At 72.4% G+C, this 14,189-nt stretch carries 14 protein-coding genes and 1 pseudogene; 9 read left to right on the top strand and 6 right to left on the bottom strand.

Translation table 11 applies throughout. The annotated features are described in order from the left end of the window. The first annotated feature begins 264 nt into the window (after positions 1 to 264). From VF289_RS03145 to VF289_RS03135, 3 genes are all read left to right on the top strand, one after another. Complete coding sequence (locus tag VF289_RS03145) at positions 265 to 915, top strand: VOC family protein (RefSeq protein ID WP_330880993.1); 651 nt, start codon at positions 265 to 267, stop codon at positions 913 to 915. 134 nt (positions 916 to 1,049) lie between these two features. Next, complete coding sequence (locus VF289_RS03140) at positions 1,050 to 1,847, top strand: hypothetical protein (protein WP_330880991.1); 798 nt, start codon at positions 1,050 to 1,052, stop codon at positions 1,845 to 1,847. Positions 1,848 to 1,933: 86 nt separating this feature from the next. After that, positions 1,934 to 2,899: a hypothetical protein gene (locus VF289_RS03135; protein ID WP_330880989.1), complete on the top strand. Its 966-nt coding sequence runs from the start codon at positions 1,934 to 1,936 to the stop codon at positions 2,897 to 2,899. A 39-nt stretch (positions 2,900 to 2,938) separates the two neighbouring features. Here the strand turns inward: VF289_RS03135 and VF289_RS03130 are convergent, their stop codons facing one another. Continuing rightward, positions 2,939 to 3,700 (bottom strand): SDR family oxidoreductase, encoded by a 762-nt coding sequence (locus tag VF289_RS03130; RefSeq protein WP_330880987.1) that lies wholly within the window; start codon positions 3,698 to 3,700, stop codon positions 2,939 to 2,941. 240 nt (positions 3,701 to 3,940) lie between these two features. Here VF289_RS03130 and thpD point away from each other — a divergent pair, with 240 nt between their 5' ends. After that, on the top strand, positions 3,941 to 4,837 hold the full coding sequence (thpD, locus tag VF289_RS03125; RefSeq protein WP_330880985.1) for an ectoine hydroxylase: 897 nt from the start codon (positions 3,941 to 3,943) through the stop codon (positions 4,835 to 4,837). Positions 4,838 to 4,989: 152 nt separating this feature from the next. Beyond that, on the top strand, positions 4,990 to 6,066 hold the full coding sequence (locus tag VF289_RS03120) for a PQQ-dependent sugar dehydrogenase (RefSeq protein ID WP_330880984.1): 1,077 nt from the start codon (positions 4,990 to 4,992) through the stop codon (positions 6,064 to 6,066). A gap of 36 nt (positions 6,067 to 6,102) precedes the next feature. Here VF289_RS03120 and VF289_RS03115 read toward each other — a convergent pair whose 3' ends face one another. The 4 genes from VF289_RS03115 to VF289_RS03100 all read right to left on the bottom strand — a co-directional run bounded on the left by VF289_RS03115 (position 6,103) and on the right by VF289_RS03100 (position 9,333). After that, entirely contained in the window at positions 6,103 to 6,423 is a 321-nt protein-coding gene (locus VF289_RS03115) for a dihydrofolate reductase family protein (protein WP_330880982.1), read from the bottom strand. 33 nt (positions 6,424 to 6,456) lie between these two features. Further along, positions 6,457 to 6,747, bottom strand: a complete 291-nt coding sequence (locus VF289_RS03110; protein WP_330880980.1) for a hypothetical protein — start codon at positions 6,745 to 6,747, stop codon at positions 6,457 to 6,459. A gap of 228 nt (positions 6,748 to 6,975) precedes the next feature. Further along, positions 6,976 to 7,185 carry a CsbD family protein gene (locus tag VF289_RS03105; protein WP_330880978.1) on the bottom strand — a complete coding sequence of 70 codons (210 nt, stop codon included), beginning with the start codon at positions 7,183 to 7,185 and terminating at the stop codon, positions 6,976 to 6,978. 102 nt (positions 7,186 to 7,287) lie between these two features. After that, a complete protein-coding gene (locus VF289_RS03100) occupies positions 7,288 to 9,333 on the bottom strand; it encodes an aconitate hydratase (protein ID WP_330880977.1) in 2,046 nt (681 codons plus the stop codon). Positions 9,334 to 9,703: 370 nt separating this feature from the next. On the opposite strand from VF289_RS03100, the gene VF289_RS03095 reads away from it, so the two are divergent. After that, on the top strand, positions 9,704 to 10,810 hold the full coding sequence (locus tag VF289_RS03095; protein WP_330880975.1) for a 3-deoxy-7-phosphoheptulonate synthase: 1,107 nt from the start codon (positions 9,704 to 9,706) through the stop codon (positions 10,808 to 10,810). A gap of 74 nt (positions 10,811 to 10,884) precedes the next feature. Here VF289_RS03095 and VF289_RS19570 read toward each other — a convergent pair. After that, a pseudogene (locus VF289_RS19570) lies at positions 10,885 to 11,358 on the bottom strand (phosphotransferase family protein); the annotation flags it as partial. A 158-nt stretch (positions 11,359 to 11,516) separates the two neighbouring features. Here VF289_RS19570 and VF289_RS03090 point away from each other — a divergent pair. The 3 genes from VF289_RS03090 to VF289_RS03080 all read left to right on the top strand — a co-directional run. Beyond that, positions 11,517 to 11,921, top strand: coding sequence for a VOC family protein (locus VF289_RS03090; RefSeq protein ID WP_330880973.1), 405 nt, complete (start codon positions 11,517 to 11,519; stop codon positions 11,919 to 11,921). Between the two features lie 203 nt (positions 11,922 to 12,124). Beyond that, on the top strand, positions 12,125 to 12,766 hold the full coding sequence (locus VF289_RS03085; RefSeq protein WP_414644435.1) for a DUF5701 family protein: 642 nt from the start codon (positions 12,125 to 12,127) through the stop codon (positions 12,764 to 12,766). A gap of 61 nt (positions 12,767 to 12,827) precedes the next feature. Next, positions 12,828 to 14,189: DUF1990 domain-containing protein (locus VF289_RS03080; protein WP_330880971.1), on the top strand; the 1,362-nt coding region annotated here is incomplete at its 3' end.

Here is a 14,189-nt window from a genome sequence, read left to right as displayed (position 1 = left end):
CGACCGCACCCTGCAGAGGGGAGACGCCGTCGCGGCTGTGACGCTCCACCGGGGGCATCGCTGCAGGCCACGAGGACCGGAAGCCATGAGACCGATCCAAGCACCGGGCCCGAGGGTGCTGTGCGAGAGTGATCGGCAGTGCGGACCAGGTAACGTCGGCATCACCAGTGGTGGTGCTCTTTCCTGCGGAGCCCGCCGCCCCCCTGCACTCCTCGGCGATCCCGAGATCCAGACCCTTCCCACCGACCCTCCCCAAGGAGCTCCATGAGCATCCCCCGCCTGCTCGACCACATCGTCATCGCCGGACCCGACCTCGCCGAGACCGTGGAGTGGTTCCGCGAGCTGACCGGCATCACCGCCGCGCCCGGCGGCTCGCACCCCGCTGGCACCGCGAACGCGCTGGTGGCCCTCACCGTGAACGGCCAGCCCCGTCCGCACTACCTCGAGCTGATCGGCCCCGATCCCGAGCGTGAGGGGGAGGAGCTGCCCAAGACCTTCTCCATCAACCGGTTGAAGAAGCCCACCCTGATCACCTACGCCGTGCACCCCGAGGGCATCGACCAGGTCGTCGAGCGGGCCCGTGCCGAGGGCTTCGACCCCGGCGACGTGCACGACCTCTCCCGCCGCACCCCCGACGGCACCGAGCTCACCTGGCGGCTGACCCAGGCGCAGGCACCGCGCAACTACGCCGTCCCCTTCCTCATCGACTGGGGCACTACGGAGCAGCCCGGCCTCACCGAGCTGCCCGCGATCGAGCTGCTCTCCTTCGAGCGTGTCGAGGTCAACCCCGCACCGCAGCAGAAGGCCGTCGACGCGCTCGGTCTCGGCGACGGGGTCGCGCAGATCCGCGAGAGCCGCGGCTCCCGCTTCGTGCTGAGCCTGCGCACAGAGGACGGGCGCGAGATCGAGATCTGAGCCGACGGGCCCTGGCGGCGCAGAACGGTGCCGCATGGGGACCTCTCCCCATCGCCAGATCCTGCCGACGTCTCTAGCATCGTTCTGAGACTTGACTCAGCGCGCCATCGTGCCCGCGGCAGACGGAGAGGGGAATGGCGATGAACGCCTTCTGGGGAGCGAACACCGACCAGCAGGAGCAGCACGCGACGGCGATGCAGAACGCCTCGCAGCGGCTCATCGAGCTGCAGGAGCAGCTGGCCGGGCTGGTCATGAACGAGGAGATCTGGCGCGGAAGCGACGCCGAGACGTTCCGCGCGCGCTGGCAGGCCGAGGCCCGCCAGGCCAGCGAGCGAGTCGCCGGCGACATCCAGAACATGTCCTCCGACCTCCAGGGCCACGCCGCCGAGCAGGAGAGCGTCTCGGGCGGCGGCGAGGGCGTCGGCGGCATGATCGGCGCGGCCGCCGGTGCGGTCGGCGGCGGCATCGGGGGTGCCGTGGGGACGGCCGCCGGGGCGATCGGTGGCGCCGTCGGCGCCGCCGCAGGAGTGGGTGGCGCGCTCGGCGGTGTCGGCGGGCTTCTCGGCGGTGCGGCCGGTGGTCTTCTGGGTGGCGCTGCAGGCGGTGTCGGCGGACTTCTCGGTGGTGCGGCTGGTGGCCTTCTGGGCGGTGCCGCGGGCAACGCGGGCGGGCTTCTGGGCGGTGCGGCCGGTGGACTCCTCGGCGGCGCTGCAGGCAGTGCCGGCGGGCTCCTCGGCGGCGCGCTCGGGTCCTCCGGAGGGATCGGCGACCTCGTCGAGTTCGCGACCGATCCGATGAACGGCATCGCGGGCGGGAACGGCGGCGGCATCGGTGACGCGATCGGATTCTCGCATGACGCCATCCTCGAGGGGATCGAGTTCGCGATGGATCCGATGAACGGCATCGCCGGCGGATACCAGGGCCGCCCCTGAGACCTCGCAGGCGACGGCGGGGCTGATCGCACCACCTCCGGGCCCGGGCCCACGCGGCACCCGCTCCCTACCGTCATCATGGAGGCATGTCGACGACGCACGAACCGGAACCCGAGCACGACGTCCCTGATCTCCGAGCGCCCGAGGACGGTGCGCACGGAGGCGGCCCCGCCAGTGGCGCCGTCCTCTTCTCCAGCGCCCCTGCGGCGAAGGCCGAGGACTCGTCGGCCACGCACGGCACCGGCGAGGAGCGGCGGGGCGGGAGATGGTTCCTGCCGCAGGTCGAGCCGGCCCGGTCGCCCTTCGACGACCTCGTCGACATCGAGCAGGATCCGGCCGGAGCGGCCGAGGTCTACGCCCGTCTCCCGCTGGTCCACCGGGCGGTGACCCTGCTCGCTCACGTGGGGGAGGGCCGCGAGGTCACCTCCACCGGAGGGCTGGCGCTGGAGGACGTGCAGGCGCTGCTCGAGTCCTGGGAGCTCGACCTCGGCGACCAGGAGATCACCTCCATGTGGCAAGTCGCAGAGATCGTCGGCCCCTGGAAAGCCCTGGTCAGCGGCGGGTGGCTGGAGGTGAGCGGCGTGAGCGCGACGCCCGGGGCCGGACCGGCACCGGCGGTCGGGCAGCACGAGGACCCCGTGGCCTTCGTCCGCTTCTGCCGGGCGATGATCCTGCTGATGGTCCTCGACGCCTTGAAGCAGGATCCCGAGGGCGGCGGAGTGTTCGGCGGCCCCGACACCTTCGCCGCCCTGATGCACACCGTCTCGCCCGACGGGCTGACGCTCCCGGCCACACTCCGGGGCGCGATCGGCCGCGGTCTGGTCCCCTCGGACCTCGGCGGGGACCCCGACATGGACGAGGTCCAACGGTACTGGCGCACCGAGAGGGACCTGACCACCCTGACCACCTACGGACTGCTGCGGCGGGAGACCACACCGGACGGGCAGGACACCCGCTTCCGCGGCACTCCCGAGGTGATCGTCGACGCCTTCGGTGCGTTGGAAGCGTTCGCCGAGGTCGGGGCGGTCACCGCACCGGATGAGCCGGCCTGACCCGCGGCAGCATCGTGCCCGGCAGCTCGCACCGCCCGCTCAGCTGCGCAGGTGCGAGGCGCCGTTGAGGTCCAGGATCGTGCCGGACGCCCACTGCGCCCCGGGGGAGGTGAGATACAGGATCGCGTCGGCGATCTCCTCGGCCGTGCCCACGCGCCCGAAGGGGCTCTGCGCACGCAGCGCGTCCCCGTCGGCGCCCGTGAGCTTCTCCTGCTGCCGCTCGGTCGCGACGAATCCGGGGGCGACCGAGGCGACGGCGATCCCGTGCGGGGCCAGCGCGACGGCCATCGACTGGCCGAGGGCGTGCAGGCCGGCCTTCGCCGCCGCATAGGCAGGAGCCCCCGGCTCACCGCGGAACGCACCGCGGGAGCCGACGTTGACGATCACGCCGGGGGCGTCCCGCGCGATCAGGGAGCGGGCGACCAGGTAGCTCAGGTTCGCCGGCGCCGTGAGATCCACCGCGAGCATCCGCGCGACGCGCTGCTGCCAGGTCGCGTAGTCGACCTCGTCCACGCGGTGGTCGGTGGCGGGCCCGGGGGCGATCCCGGCATTGTTCACCAGCACGTTCACCTGGCCGAGCCCTGCCTCGGCCTCCTCGACGATGCGCCGGGCCGCCTCCGGATCGGAGAGGTCACCGCCCACCAGCACGTGCCCCTCGCCGTGCAGCAGCGAGAGGGTCCGCTCTGCCTCCTCGCGGGCTCTGCCGTAGTGGACGGCCACCCTCTCGCCCCGCCCGCTCAGCGCGATCGCCGCAGCCCGGCCGATCCCGCGAGATGCCCCGGTGACCAGTGCGCCTCTCATGGCGGCTCCTCTCCTCGCTCCCGGCCCCGTGGCCGGCTGGAGCCATCATCCTCCAGAGAGCCCCGTCCGCGCCGCGAGGAACCGGCCACGAATCGACGACCAGGAAGGACATCTCGCACCGGGACGCGATGGTGGGTACGGTCGACTACGGAGCCGGGAGCGGTCCCGGCCCATGGCATGCCCTCGGTCGTGCAGCGGTCGTGGGCGTGCCCGCACCGAGACCGATCGAGAGAGGACACCATGACCACGGCGACCATGACCGATGATCTCTACCCCACCCGTCTCGCCGGGACGGCCGACCCCATCGCCCGCGAGCACCCCACCGTCTGGGGCGGTGCGGCCGACGGCCCCTTCGGCGCCGAAGAGCTGCGCGCCCATGCGGAGCGCGGATTCACGATCCTGCCGGACACCCTCTCCGGTGGCGAGATCGAGACGTACAGTCGCGAGCTGACCCGTCTGACCGCCGCGGAGTCGCTGCGCGGGGACGAGCGCGTGATCACCGAGAAGGCCTCCGGCGAGGTGCGCTCCATCTTCGCCGTCCAGCAGCTCAGCGAGCTGATCGACGACCTCTCCCGCGACCCGCGCCTGCTGGAACGGGCCCGGCAGCTGCTCGGTTCGGACGTCTACCTCCACCAGACCCGCATCAATTACATGCCCGGGTTCAAGGGTGCCGGCTTCTACTGGCACTCCGACTTCGAGACCTGGCATGCGGAGGACGGCATGCCCGCGCCCCGGGCGGTCAGCTGCTCCCTCGCGCTGACCCCGAACTATCCCTACAACGGCGGGCTCATGGTCATGCCGGGCTCGCACCGCACCTTCGTGGCCAGCCTCGGCGAGACCCCGGAGGACAACCACCGCTCCTCGCTGAAGGAGCAGAAGGCGGGCGTGCCCTCCGAGGAGGCGGTCACCCAGATGGCCCACCGCCACGGGATCGAGCAGTTCACCGGCCCGGCCGGCTCCGCGCTCTGGTTCGACGCGAACATCATGCACGGCTCCGGCAACAACATCACCCCGTTCCCGCGATCGAACATCTTCATGGTGTTCAACAGCGTCGAGAACACGCTCCAGGAGCCCTACGCCGCCACCGCGCAGCGCCCGGACCACATCGCCCATCGGGACGCGCGGCCGCTGCGCTGACCGCGGAGCCCTCCCCGTCTCCGGGGGCTCGCCCGACGGCATCGAGCCCCCGGAGCGCTGGGCCCGCCCGATGCCGTCGTCGCCGTCTCCGCGTCCAGCGGCCAGGGGCACCTGGAAGGATGGCGGCATCGTCCCGCCGACAAGGGAGAGCCATGACCACGTCCCGCCGCGATCTGCTGCGCGCCGCCCCGCTCGCGGCGGTCGGAGCGCTCAGCGCCTGCAGCGGATCGCCCCGCAGGGATCCGTCGGTCAGCCCGGAGCCAGGGGACCCGCCGACCACCGACGAGACGCTCACCTCCGGGCTGCAGGCCCCCTGGGCGATCGCGTTCCACGACGGGACCGCGCTGCTCAGCGAGCGCGACACCGCCCGCATCCTCGAGCTCACCGACGACGGCACCACCCGTGAGGTCGGCGTGATCGACGCGGTCACGCCCGGCGGCGAGGGCGGGCTGCTGGGCCTGGCGGTGCACGAGGGGACGCTCTTCTCCTACGCCACCACCTCCGGCGGCAACCGCATCGAGCGCCGCGAGCTCGGGGGCGAGCCCGGGCAGCTCACCCTCGGCCCGCCCGAGGTGCTGCTCGACGGCATCCCGTCCGCCGCGACCCACAACGGCGGGCGGCTGAAGATCGGCCCCGACGGCATGCTCTACGCGACCACGGGCGACGCCGGGGACCGTTCCAGCGCCCAGGACCTCGACTCCCTCGCCGGCAAGATCCTGCGCATCGCCCCCGACGGCACGGTGCCGGGTGACAACCCCTTCCCCGGCTCACCCGTGTACAGCACCGGCCACCGCAACCCGCAGGGTCTCGCCTGGACCGACGACGGGCAGCTGGTGGCCAGCGAGTTCGGACAGAACACCTGGGACGAGCTGAACCTCATCGACCCCGGCGGCAACTACGGCTGGCCCGAGGTCGAGGGGATCGGCGAGCAGGAGGGGCTCGTCGACCCGATCCTGCAGTGGTCGCCCTCCGAGGCGAGCCCCAGCGGCATCGCGATCGCGGGCGGGACCGTCTACATCGCCTGCCTGCGCGGGCGGCGGCTGCGCGCGGTGCCGCTCGCGGACCCGCCGGCGCAGACCGAGCTGCTGGTGGGGGAGGCAGGGCGTCTGCGCGACGCCGTGATCGCGCCCGACGGGTCGCTGTGGGTGCTCACCAACACCACCGACGGCCGGGGCGACCCCGCACCGGACGGGGACCGGGTGCTGCGCCTCGAGGTGCCCGCCAGGTGACCCTCCGCCTGTCGGTGCCGCTCTGCGACGGCCGGCTCAGCGCCGCCAGAAGAAGCAGTGCTCGACGCCGCTCGGTGCGGAGATCCGCTCGAGGTGGAAGCGGTCCTCGAGCTCCTCGGGCCGCTCCCAGAGCGTCAGCCCGGTCCCGTACTCGATCGGCGCGATCGCCACGTGCATCTCGTCGACGAGGTCCGCCTCGAGGAACTGGCGCACCGTGCTGACCCCGCCGCCGATGCGCACGTCCTTCCCGTCGGCCGCCGCCTTCGCCTGTGCGAGCGCCTCAGCCGGGGAGGCGTCGAGGAAGTGGAAGGTGGTCTCCCCGACGGTCAACGGCGGCCGCTCATGGTGGGTGAGCACGAACACCGGGGTGCGGAACGGCGGCTCCTCGCCTCACCAGCCGATCCAGCCGTCATCCGGCCAGGGGCCGCGCTGCGGGCCGAACTTGTGCCGACCCATGATCTCGGCGCCGATGCCCCGGGCGAAGTCGCGGGTGAAGTAGTCCTCCAGCCCGCGGCTGCCGCCGCCGTCCCCGCGGCCGGGGAAATGCGCGGTGCCGAAGGCCCAGGCCATCAGCTCGCCGGGGTCGACATGGCCGAAGGGTCGCTCGACGGTCTGGTCCTCGCCGGCACCGATGCCGTCGCGGGAGACGCCGAAGTTCTGGACACGCACGCGTTGCGTCATGGGAGGGTCCTCTCGGGGGATGGCGGAGGACCAGCATGCGCCCCGCAGGCGCCGATGTCACCCGGTCGCGGTCACCTCCCCGTGCCGTGCCACCGGAGTCTCGAGGTGCACGAGGGTGGAGCGCCTGTACAGCGCCCCACCCTCACGGGGAGCAGTGATCCGGTGGCCAGCCCCTGGCCCGACCCCCGGTCCAGCCCATGCCTGGCCGCCGGCGGAGGCCGCGCCGGATCAGTCCCGCTTGTCCTTGCCGAAGATGCCGTCGACCGCGCCCTTCACGGTGTCCCGGGCGTCCTGGAGCTTGTCCTTGATCTCGGCCTTGCCCTGCTGGGTCTGACCCTCGGACTCGGTCTCCTTGTCGCCGGTGACCTTGCCGAAGCCTTCCTTGGCCTGGCCGCCCAGCTTGTCCTTCGCGTTCTCGAACTTCTCATCGGTGCTCATCGCGTGCCTCCTGAGGTTGAGTCGCCGCACGGTTCCGGTGCGGTACGGCGAGTCTAGGGCGGTGGCGACCGCTCGCCCAGACCTTCCGGTCGGAGCCCGGGCTCAATGCTCCGATCCTGCGATCGGAGGAGTGCAGGGCCGCAGAGGGGCGCGGTCACGTGATGCCGCGCAGGGGTGGGCCGCCGGCCGTCTCCGCCGGGCCGCTCTGACCTCCTGCGCCGTCAGCGGGATCCGGCCCCCGGCGAGCACCATGTCCACCTGTCGCTCGGAGAGCCGGTGCCGCAGCGCGACCTCGCGCCCGCCGATCGTCGCACTCAGCGAGCGGCCGCCGCGCAGCGCCGCGTGCACGCCCTCGAGCACCACCTCCTCGCCATCGGAGACCGCCGCGAGGTCCGCAGGATCCTCGAACTCCAGCGGCACGATCCCGAAGTTCGCGAGGTTCTGCCAGTGGATCCGGGCGAAGCTCACCGCGATCACCGCCTGCAGTCCGAGATGCCGCGGGGCGATCACCGCGTGCTCGCGCGAGGAGCCCTGCCCGTAGTTCCTCCCGGCCACCACCACGTGCCCGCCCTCGGCGGCCCGGGCACGGTCGGGGTACTCCGGGTCGATCCGGGTGAAGGCGAAGTCGGCGATCCGCGGGATGTTGGAGCGGAAGGGCAGCACCTGGGAGCCGGCCGGCAGGATCTCGTCGGTCGAGACGTTATCGCCCATCACCAGCAGCACCGGGAGCGCCAGGCGGTCCTCGACCGGGGTGAAGTCCGGCAGGGAGGAGATGTTCGGCCCCTTGACCAGCTCCACCGCCCGCGCCTCCGCCTCGGGCAGCGGCGGGATCAGCATGTCTGCGATCTGCGCGTACCGCTCCGGCAGCGTGGGCCGCGGGCAGGGGAGGTCGTGGCTGGCCTCGAGGATGCGCGGATCGGTGATCCTCCCGGTCAGCGCCGCGGCCGCCGCGGTCTCGGGGGAGCACAGCCACACGGCGTCCTCCTCGGTGCCGGAGCGGCCGGGGAAGTTCCGCGGCATGGTGCGCAGCGAATTGCGGCCGCTGGCGGGGGCCTGCCCCATCCCGATGCAGCCCATGCAGCCGGACTGGTGGATGCGGGCGCCCGCGCTGACGAGCGAAGCCAGCCAGCCGCCCGTGATGAGGTCCGCCAGCACCTCCCGCGAGGTGGGATTGATGTCCACGGAGACCCGCGCATCGGCCTGGTGGCCGTCGAGGATCTCGGCGACCACGGCGAAGTCCCGCAGCCCCGGATTCGCCGAGGAGCCGACGACCACCTGGCTCACCTCCTCACCGGCCACGGACGCGACGGTCACCACGTTGCCGGGGGAGGAGGGGCGGGCGATCAGCGGCTCGAGCTCGGAGAGCTCGATGCGCTCGGTGCGGTCGTACGCCGCGCCCTCGTCGGCCTCCCAGCGCTCGAACTCGGCGGCGCGGCCGACGGACTCGAGGTAGGAGCGAGCGGCGTCGTCGGCAGGGAAGACGGTCGCGGTCGCCCCCAGCTCGGCGCCCATGTTCGCGATGACGTGGCGGTCCATCGCATCGAGCTGCGCGAGGCCCTCCCCGTGGTACTCGATGATGCGGCCCACGCCGCCGCTGACCCCGTGGCGGCGCAGCATCTCCAGCACCACGTCCTTGGCGCTCACCCAGGCCGGCAGCGCGCCGGTCAGCTCGACGCCCCAGATCTCGGGCATGCTCACGTACAGCGGCTGGCCGGCCATCGCCATCGCGATCTCGAGCCCGCCCACGCCGATCGCCAGCATGCCCAGGGCGCCGGCGGCGCAGGTGTGGGAGTCCGAGCCGATCAGCAGCGCGCCGGGGCGGCCGAAGTGGGCCTGGTGGACGGGATGGGAGACGCCGTTGCCGGCCTTGGAGAACCACAGCCCGAAGCGCTCGGCGGCGGACTGCAGGAACAGGTGGTCGTCGGGGTTCTTCTCGTCGGTCTGCAGCAGGTTGTGGTCGACGTACTGGACCGACAGCTCGGTGCGGATCCGGTCCAGCCCCATCGCCTCCAGCTCCAGCATCACCATGGTGCCGGTGGCGTCCTGGGTGAGGGTCTGGTCGACGCGAAGTCCGATCTCCGCGCCGGGCTCGAGCGCCCCCTCGACGAGATGAGCGGCGATCAGCTTCTGGGCGACATTGCGCGACATGGAACCGTCCTCCTCACAGAGCGGCCGCCGGCGAGGCCCGTCGGCGGACCTCCTCCTACCGTAGGCCGGGACCTCCCGACATGCCATGGGTCGGCCGTCCGGCGCGGGCATCCTTCCGGCGGCGCCGCCGACCATCGCCGCCCACCCGACGGGACGGGACTTGCACCCCACGGGAATCCCTGTACTCTCGCCGCATGCAGAACCGTTGGTTTACCTATGCGATGTCGGCTCCGGAGGGGCCGGCGGCCGTATAGCGTCCCCAACCTCTCCAGAGCCGACAAGGGCAGAGCACATGCTCTGCCCTTCGCCATTCCCCGGCGGGCTCTGCGCAGGTCGAGCATCGGGTCCGCCCTTCGAAAGGACAGGACCCATGACCGTTCTCGCCACTGCCCCCGCCCCCGCGGCGTCCCCTGAGCGCCACATCGCGAGCTACACCCCGCTGCCCGCACCGGGCGAGCTGCTCGCCGAGCTGCCGCTCGCCCCGCAGGACACCGCGCAGGTCGCCGCCTCCCGGGACGCCGTGCGCTCGACCCTCCGGGGCGCCGATGACCGGCTGCTGGTCGTCGTCGGCCCCTGCTCGATCCACGACCCCGAGGCCGGGATCGAGTACGCCCGCCGCCTCGCGTCGATCCAGGACGAGCTCTCCGACCGGCTGCTGCTGGTGATGCGCACCTACTTCGAGAAGCCGCGCACCACCGTCGGCTGGAAGGGCCTGATCAACGACCCGCACCTGGACGGCTCCCACGACATCGCCACCGGTCTGCGGCGTGCGCGCGCCTTCCTGCGCGAGGTCACCTCGCTCGGCCTGCCCACCGCGACCGAGTTCCTCGAGCCGATCAGCCCGCAGTACATCGCGGACCTCATCAGCTGGGGCGCGATCGGGGCCCGCACCACCGAATCCCAGATCCACCGCCAGCTCGCCTCGGGCCTGTCCATGCCGATCGGCTTCAAGAACGGCACCGACGGCGGGATCCAGGTGGCGCTCGATGCGATCGCCGCGGCCTCGGCCCCGCAGTCCTTCCTCGGCATCGGCGCCGACGGGCGGGCGAACCTGGTCACCACCACCGGCAACCCCGACTCACACCTCATCCTGCGAGGCGGCGCCGACGGTCCGAACTGGGGCCCGGGACCGGTGCGCACCGCTGCCGAACGGCTGCGCGCCGCGGGCCTGCCCGCCCGCCTCGTCATCGATGCGAGCCACGGCAACTCGGGCAAGGACCATGTGCGACAGCGGGAGGTCGCGACCATGCTCGCGGACCAGGTCGCGGTCGACGGCAGCGCAGGGACCACCGGGGCGATCGCCGGGGTGATGCTCGAGAGCAACCTGGTCGCCGGCGCGCAGAACCTCGACGTCGAGAAGGGGCCGGCAGGTCTGGTGCACGGCCAGTCCGTGACCGACAAGTGCATGGACTGGGCCACGACGGAGCAGGTGCTGCGCGGGCTCGCCGCCGGGGTGCGTCGGCGCGCTGCGGCGTGAGGACGGGTGTCGTTCAGCCGGCGCGGCGCAGCATCTGCGACTCGAGGCCCACGCTCTGCCCGCTCGCCCTCCCACAGGACGTTGAAGTGCTGGTGGTCGCCGTGGGAGAGCACCGCCTGGGCAGGGTCCAGAGGCCGTGCAGTGCTGTCCTGGACAGTCCGTGCGAGCTCTTGTGCGGTCCGGGCGAGGCCCGGATCGATCGGTTCGAGCCATACGGTGTTCTGCGGAGTCCATAGGACGACGGGTGCCGGGCGGGGATCCAGGCGGCCGACGGCGACAGCGTGGATCCTCGCCAGCGTGACCGCCAGCTCGCGCACCCACGAGCGCAGGTCGCGAGGTGCCAGCCGCACCGCGCCGGGGACGAAGGTGGTCACGGTGACCGGGGAACCTGTTCGGGTGCAGTCCGGGTCGGTGGCGAGCATGCGCGGAATCGGCAGACCGCTTCCCTCGAGAGCCCGCAGACCCTCGGGTTCGCGATGCACCCGATCGGTGCCGTACTCGAACTCGTGGGGCCAACGCCGCACCACGACGTCTCCTGCGCCCCTGATGCGGTACCGGGTCCCTCATGCTTCTAGGAGCTCACGCAGCCTCGCGGCACGGCGCTCCGCGGCGAGGCGCTGAGTCCGCTGCACTTCGCGGACATCCCCTGTCCGCACTCCCCTTGAGCATGGACCGTGCACCGTCCCCTCTCAGGAAGCAGCACACCATGCCCACCACCCTGTCCGTCTTCACCCTGTACCGCGATCCCGCCGCGGCCGCCTCCTGGCTCGTCGAGGCCTTCGGCTTCGAGGTGGTCAACAGCTTCGGCACCGAGGAGGGCACGGTCGACCACGCCGAGCTCCGGCTCGGGGACGCTGTGGTGATGGTCCAGGAAGCGGCCGACGGCCAGGGCGCCTCACCCGTGATCGACGGCTCCATGAATCGTGCGCCGGTGCTGTCCCTCGAGGACGAGCCCGCGATCGATGCTCTCCATGCGCGCGCCACCGCAGCCGGGGCGAGGACGGTCCACGCCCCGGGCCTCACCCCGTGGGGCAACTACCGCTTCGAGGTGCTCGACCCCGAGGGGCACCAGTGGTCCGTGGGCACCTATCGACCCGGACAGTCCTGGTGAGTGTCGCGGGGCACGGGCCCTGGGCTCATCACGCGCAGCGCCGCGGTCTCCGGGAACAGAGCCACGGCATCCGGGAATAGACCGGTGCCGAACAGGGTTGAGCCCTGACCCGTGCGGAGCCTCCCGTACGCCCCACCCCAGGAGCGACCATCTCGCAGCCCTCTGCCGCCCTGCCCACCGACGCCGCCTCGACGAATGGTCCCCTGCGATCCAGCACCGCGCTTCCCCCGCTCGAGGATCAGGCGAGGCGCCTGATCGACCTCGCCCTCCACGCTCTCGCCGGCCTCACCGCCCAGCAGCTGCACGACGCTGCGGCGCAGTGGGGGAGCGAGCGCACCGATGCCCTGCTCGTGATCGACCCGGCGCTCGCGCCGCCGTCGGACCTGATCCCGCTGCTGCGCCGCGGTGAGAAGCCCGGCTTCGTGGTCGAGGACATGACCGACGTCGACGCCTTCGCGCCCACCGGCGTCGAGCTGCCCACCGGTCCGCTCTACCTCGTCGAGGGCCTCGACCGCGGGGACGAGTTCGAGAACGCCTCCCCGGCGGAGGCGCTCGCCGCGCTCACCGCCGCAGGCCGCACGCCGCTGCTGCTCACCGAAGGGATCCACTGGGCGCTGCAGCATCCAGACATCATCGAGCGGAACCACTGCTTCATGACCATCGGCTCGCGCCAGAGGAAGCCGAACGGAGCCCTCGACTCCCGCACCCCTGCGCTGTGGATCTCCAATGGCACCGGCCGAGACGGAACGCATCGCAAGGACGCGCCGAAGCTCGGATGGTGCTGGTGGAACAACCGCCACACCTGGCTCGGCATCGCCTCGGCCGCAAGGCGCAGCGCCGGCTGAGCAGGTGCTCGGGCCCGTATTCTGCTCGCCGGCCCGCGCCGGCCCCGGATACTGTCCGGTCATGGACACCCCCCACGCCCCCACCTGGTGGGAGGACGAGCACGCCTCGCTGTGCGAGATGGCCGCGGACCCTTCCGGGCAGTGGACCGACGCCGACCCGCCGTTCTCCGACGCCCTCCTGGAGCTGCTGGCCGAGGTGGAGGCCGCCTTCGCCGTGACCGGCACGGACACCCCGCCCTGGCCGGACCCGCATCTCGGGCCCGACGGGGAGGGGCGTGACAGCCTCGAGGAGGAGTACAGCCGCTGCCTCGATCCCGGCAAGTACCGGATCCTGTGGTCCCGGGCCGAGGCCTGGGCCCAGGTGCTCACCGCCCGCGGCTGGGCCACGCGAGTCGAGAGCGAGGGCGCGGATCTCCGCTCGGGCATCCGCTGGGCCACCCCGCTGCGCCTTCCGCTCCATCGCGCCACTGTGCTGCGCCCCCGTCGGCCGGGAGCGCAGGCGCTGGTCCTCGCCCGCACCGCGTCCGAGGACGCCGTCGGCAGCTCCGATCTGGCGGGCGCCGACGCGCAGATCCTCGGTCTCGAGATCGGGATGGGGGAGCCCGCGGTCCCGGTGAGCACGGTGCCCGACTGCGGCTGCGACGCCTGCGACTCCGGCTCCCGTGACCTGCTCGAGACTCTCGACCGCACGCTGCTGTCGATCGTGGACGGCTCCTTCGAGGTGGAGCTCGCGCCGGGCTGGACCAGCCACCGGAGCTCCTTCGGCGCCGGAGGGGGCGGCGGCGAGGAGGGGGCGGATCTCTCCCTGACACTCACCGCCCGCCCCTGGGCCGAGACCTGGACGCCGCGCCCGCTCAGCCCGGCGATCGACCCTCACGATCCGGCGTGGGCCGAGGAGATGCTGGCCGAAGGGCGGGCGACGCTGCTGCTCGACACAGTTCTCGATACCCTCCCGCCCTTTCTCGCTGCGAGGCTCCACCGCCTCCGGCCAGGACGATCAGGGGCCGCGGCCAAGTACGTCTCCCTCCCCCTGGTCGAGGAGCCGGTCACGGCGCCGCTCGACGCCCTCGACCATCCGCCCGCCGGGTACCGCCGGGAACACCGCAGCACCGTGGTCACCGGCAAGGATTTCGACGGCGCCGCCTCGGCGCTGCGCAGCTGGGCGGTGCATCGGCGAGCCGGACTGCAGGTCAGAGCCAGCCATATCCCTCTGCGCGAGGGCACCGAGGTGCACCTGCGTCCCGGCCTGGGTCCGCTGCGACTCACCGCACCCTGCCGCGTGCTGTGGCTGGTCGACGAGCCGGACCGCCAGGGCTTCGCCTACGGCACCCTGCCCGGACACCCCGAGTCCGGGATCGAGCAGTTCACCGTGACCCGCACCGCGACGGGCCTGGTGCGCTTCCACCTCGATGTCGTCTCCCGG

The sequence above is a fragment of the Brachybacterium sp. genome (genome assembly GCF_036379615.1).
GTDB lineage: Bacteria > Actinomycetota > Actinomycetes > Actinomycetales > Dermabacteraceae > Brachybacterium.
The sequence above is the reverse complement of the archived record's forward strand: the minus strand, read 5'-3'. Positions and strand labels throughout refer to the sequence as shown.

Excerpts from the sequence above, each read along its gene's own strand:
- VF289_RS03145 (WP_330880993.1), top strand. The coding sequence starts at position 265 with ATGAGCATCCCCCGCCTGCTCGACCACATCGTCATCGCCGGACCCGAC.
- VF289_RS03140 (WP_330880991.1), top strand. The coding sequence starts at position 1,050 with ATGGCGATGAACGCCTTCTGGGGAGCGAACACCGACCAGCAGGAGCAG.
- VF289_RS03135 (WP_330880989.1), top strand. The coding sequence starts at position 1,934 with ATGTCGACGACGCACGAACCGGAACCCGAGCACGACGTCCCTGATCTC.
- VF289_RS03130 (WP_330880987.1), bottom strand. The coding sequence starts at position 3,700 with ATGAGAGGCGCACTGGTCACCGGGGCATCTCGCGGGATCGGCCGGGCT.
- thpD (WP_330880985.1), top strand. The coding sequence starts at position 3,941 with ATGACCACGGCGACCATGACCGATGATCTCTACCCCACCCGTCTCGCC.
- VF289_RS03120 (WP_330880984.1), top strand. The coding sequence starts at position 4,990 with ATGACCACGTCCCGCCGCGATCTGCTGCGCGCCGCCCCGCTCGCGGCG.
- VF289_RS03110 (WP_330880980.1), bottom strand. The coding sequence starts at position 6,747 with ATGACGCAACGCGTGCGTGTCCAGAACTTCGGCGTCTCCCGCGACGGC.
- VF289_RS03105 (WP_330880978.1), bottom strand. The coding sequence starts at position 7,185 with ATGAGCACCGATGAGAAGTTCGAGAACGCGAAGGACAAGCTGGGCGGC.
- VF289_RS03100 (WP_330880977.1), bottom strand. The coding sequence starts at position 9,333 with ATGTCGCGCAATGTCGCCCAGAAGCTGATCGCCGCTCATCTCGTCGAG.
- VF289_RS03095 (WP_330880975.1), top strand. The coding sequence starts at position 9,704 with ATGACCGTTCTCGCCACTGCCCCCGCCCCCGCGGCGTCCCCTGAGCGC.
- VF289_RS03090 (WP_330880973.1), top strand. The coding sequence starts at position 11,517 with ATGCCCACCACCCTGTCCGTCTTCACCCTGTACCGCGATCCCGCCGCG.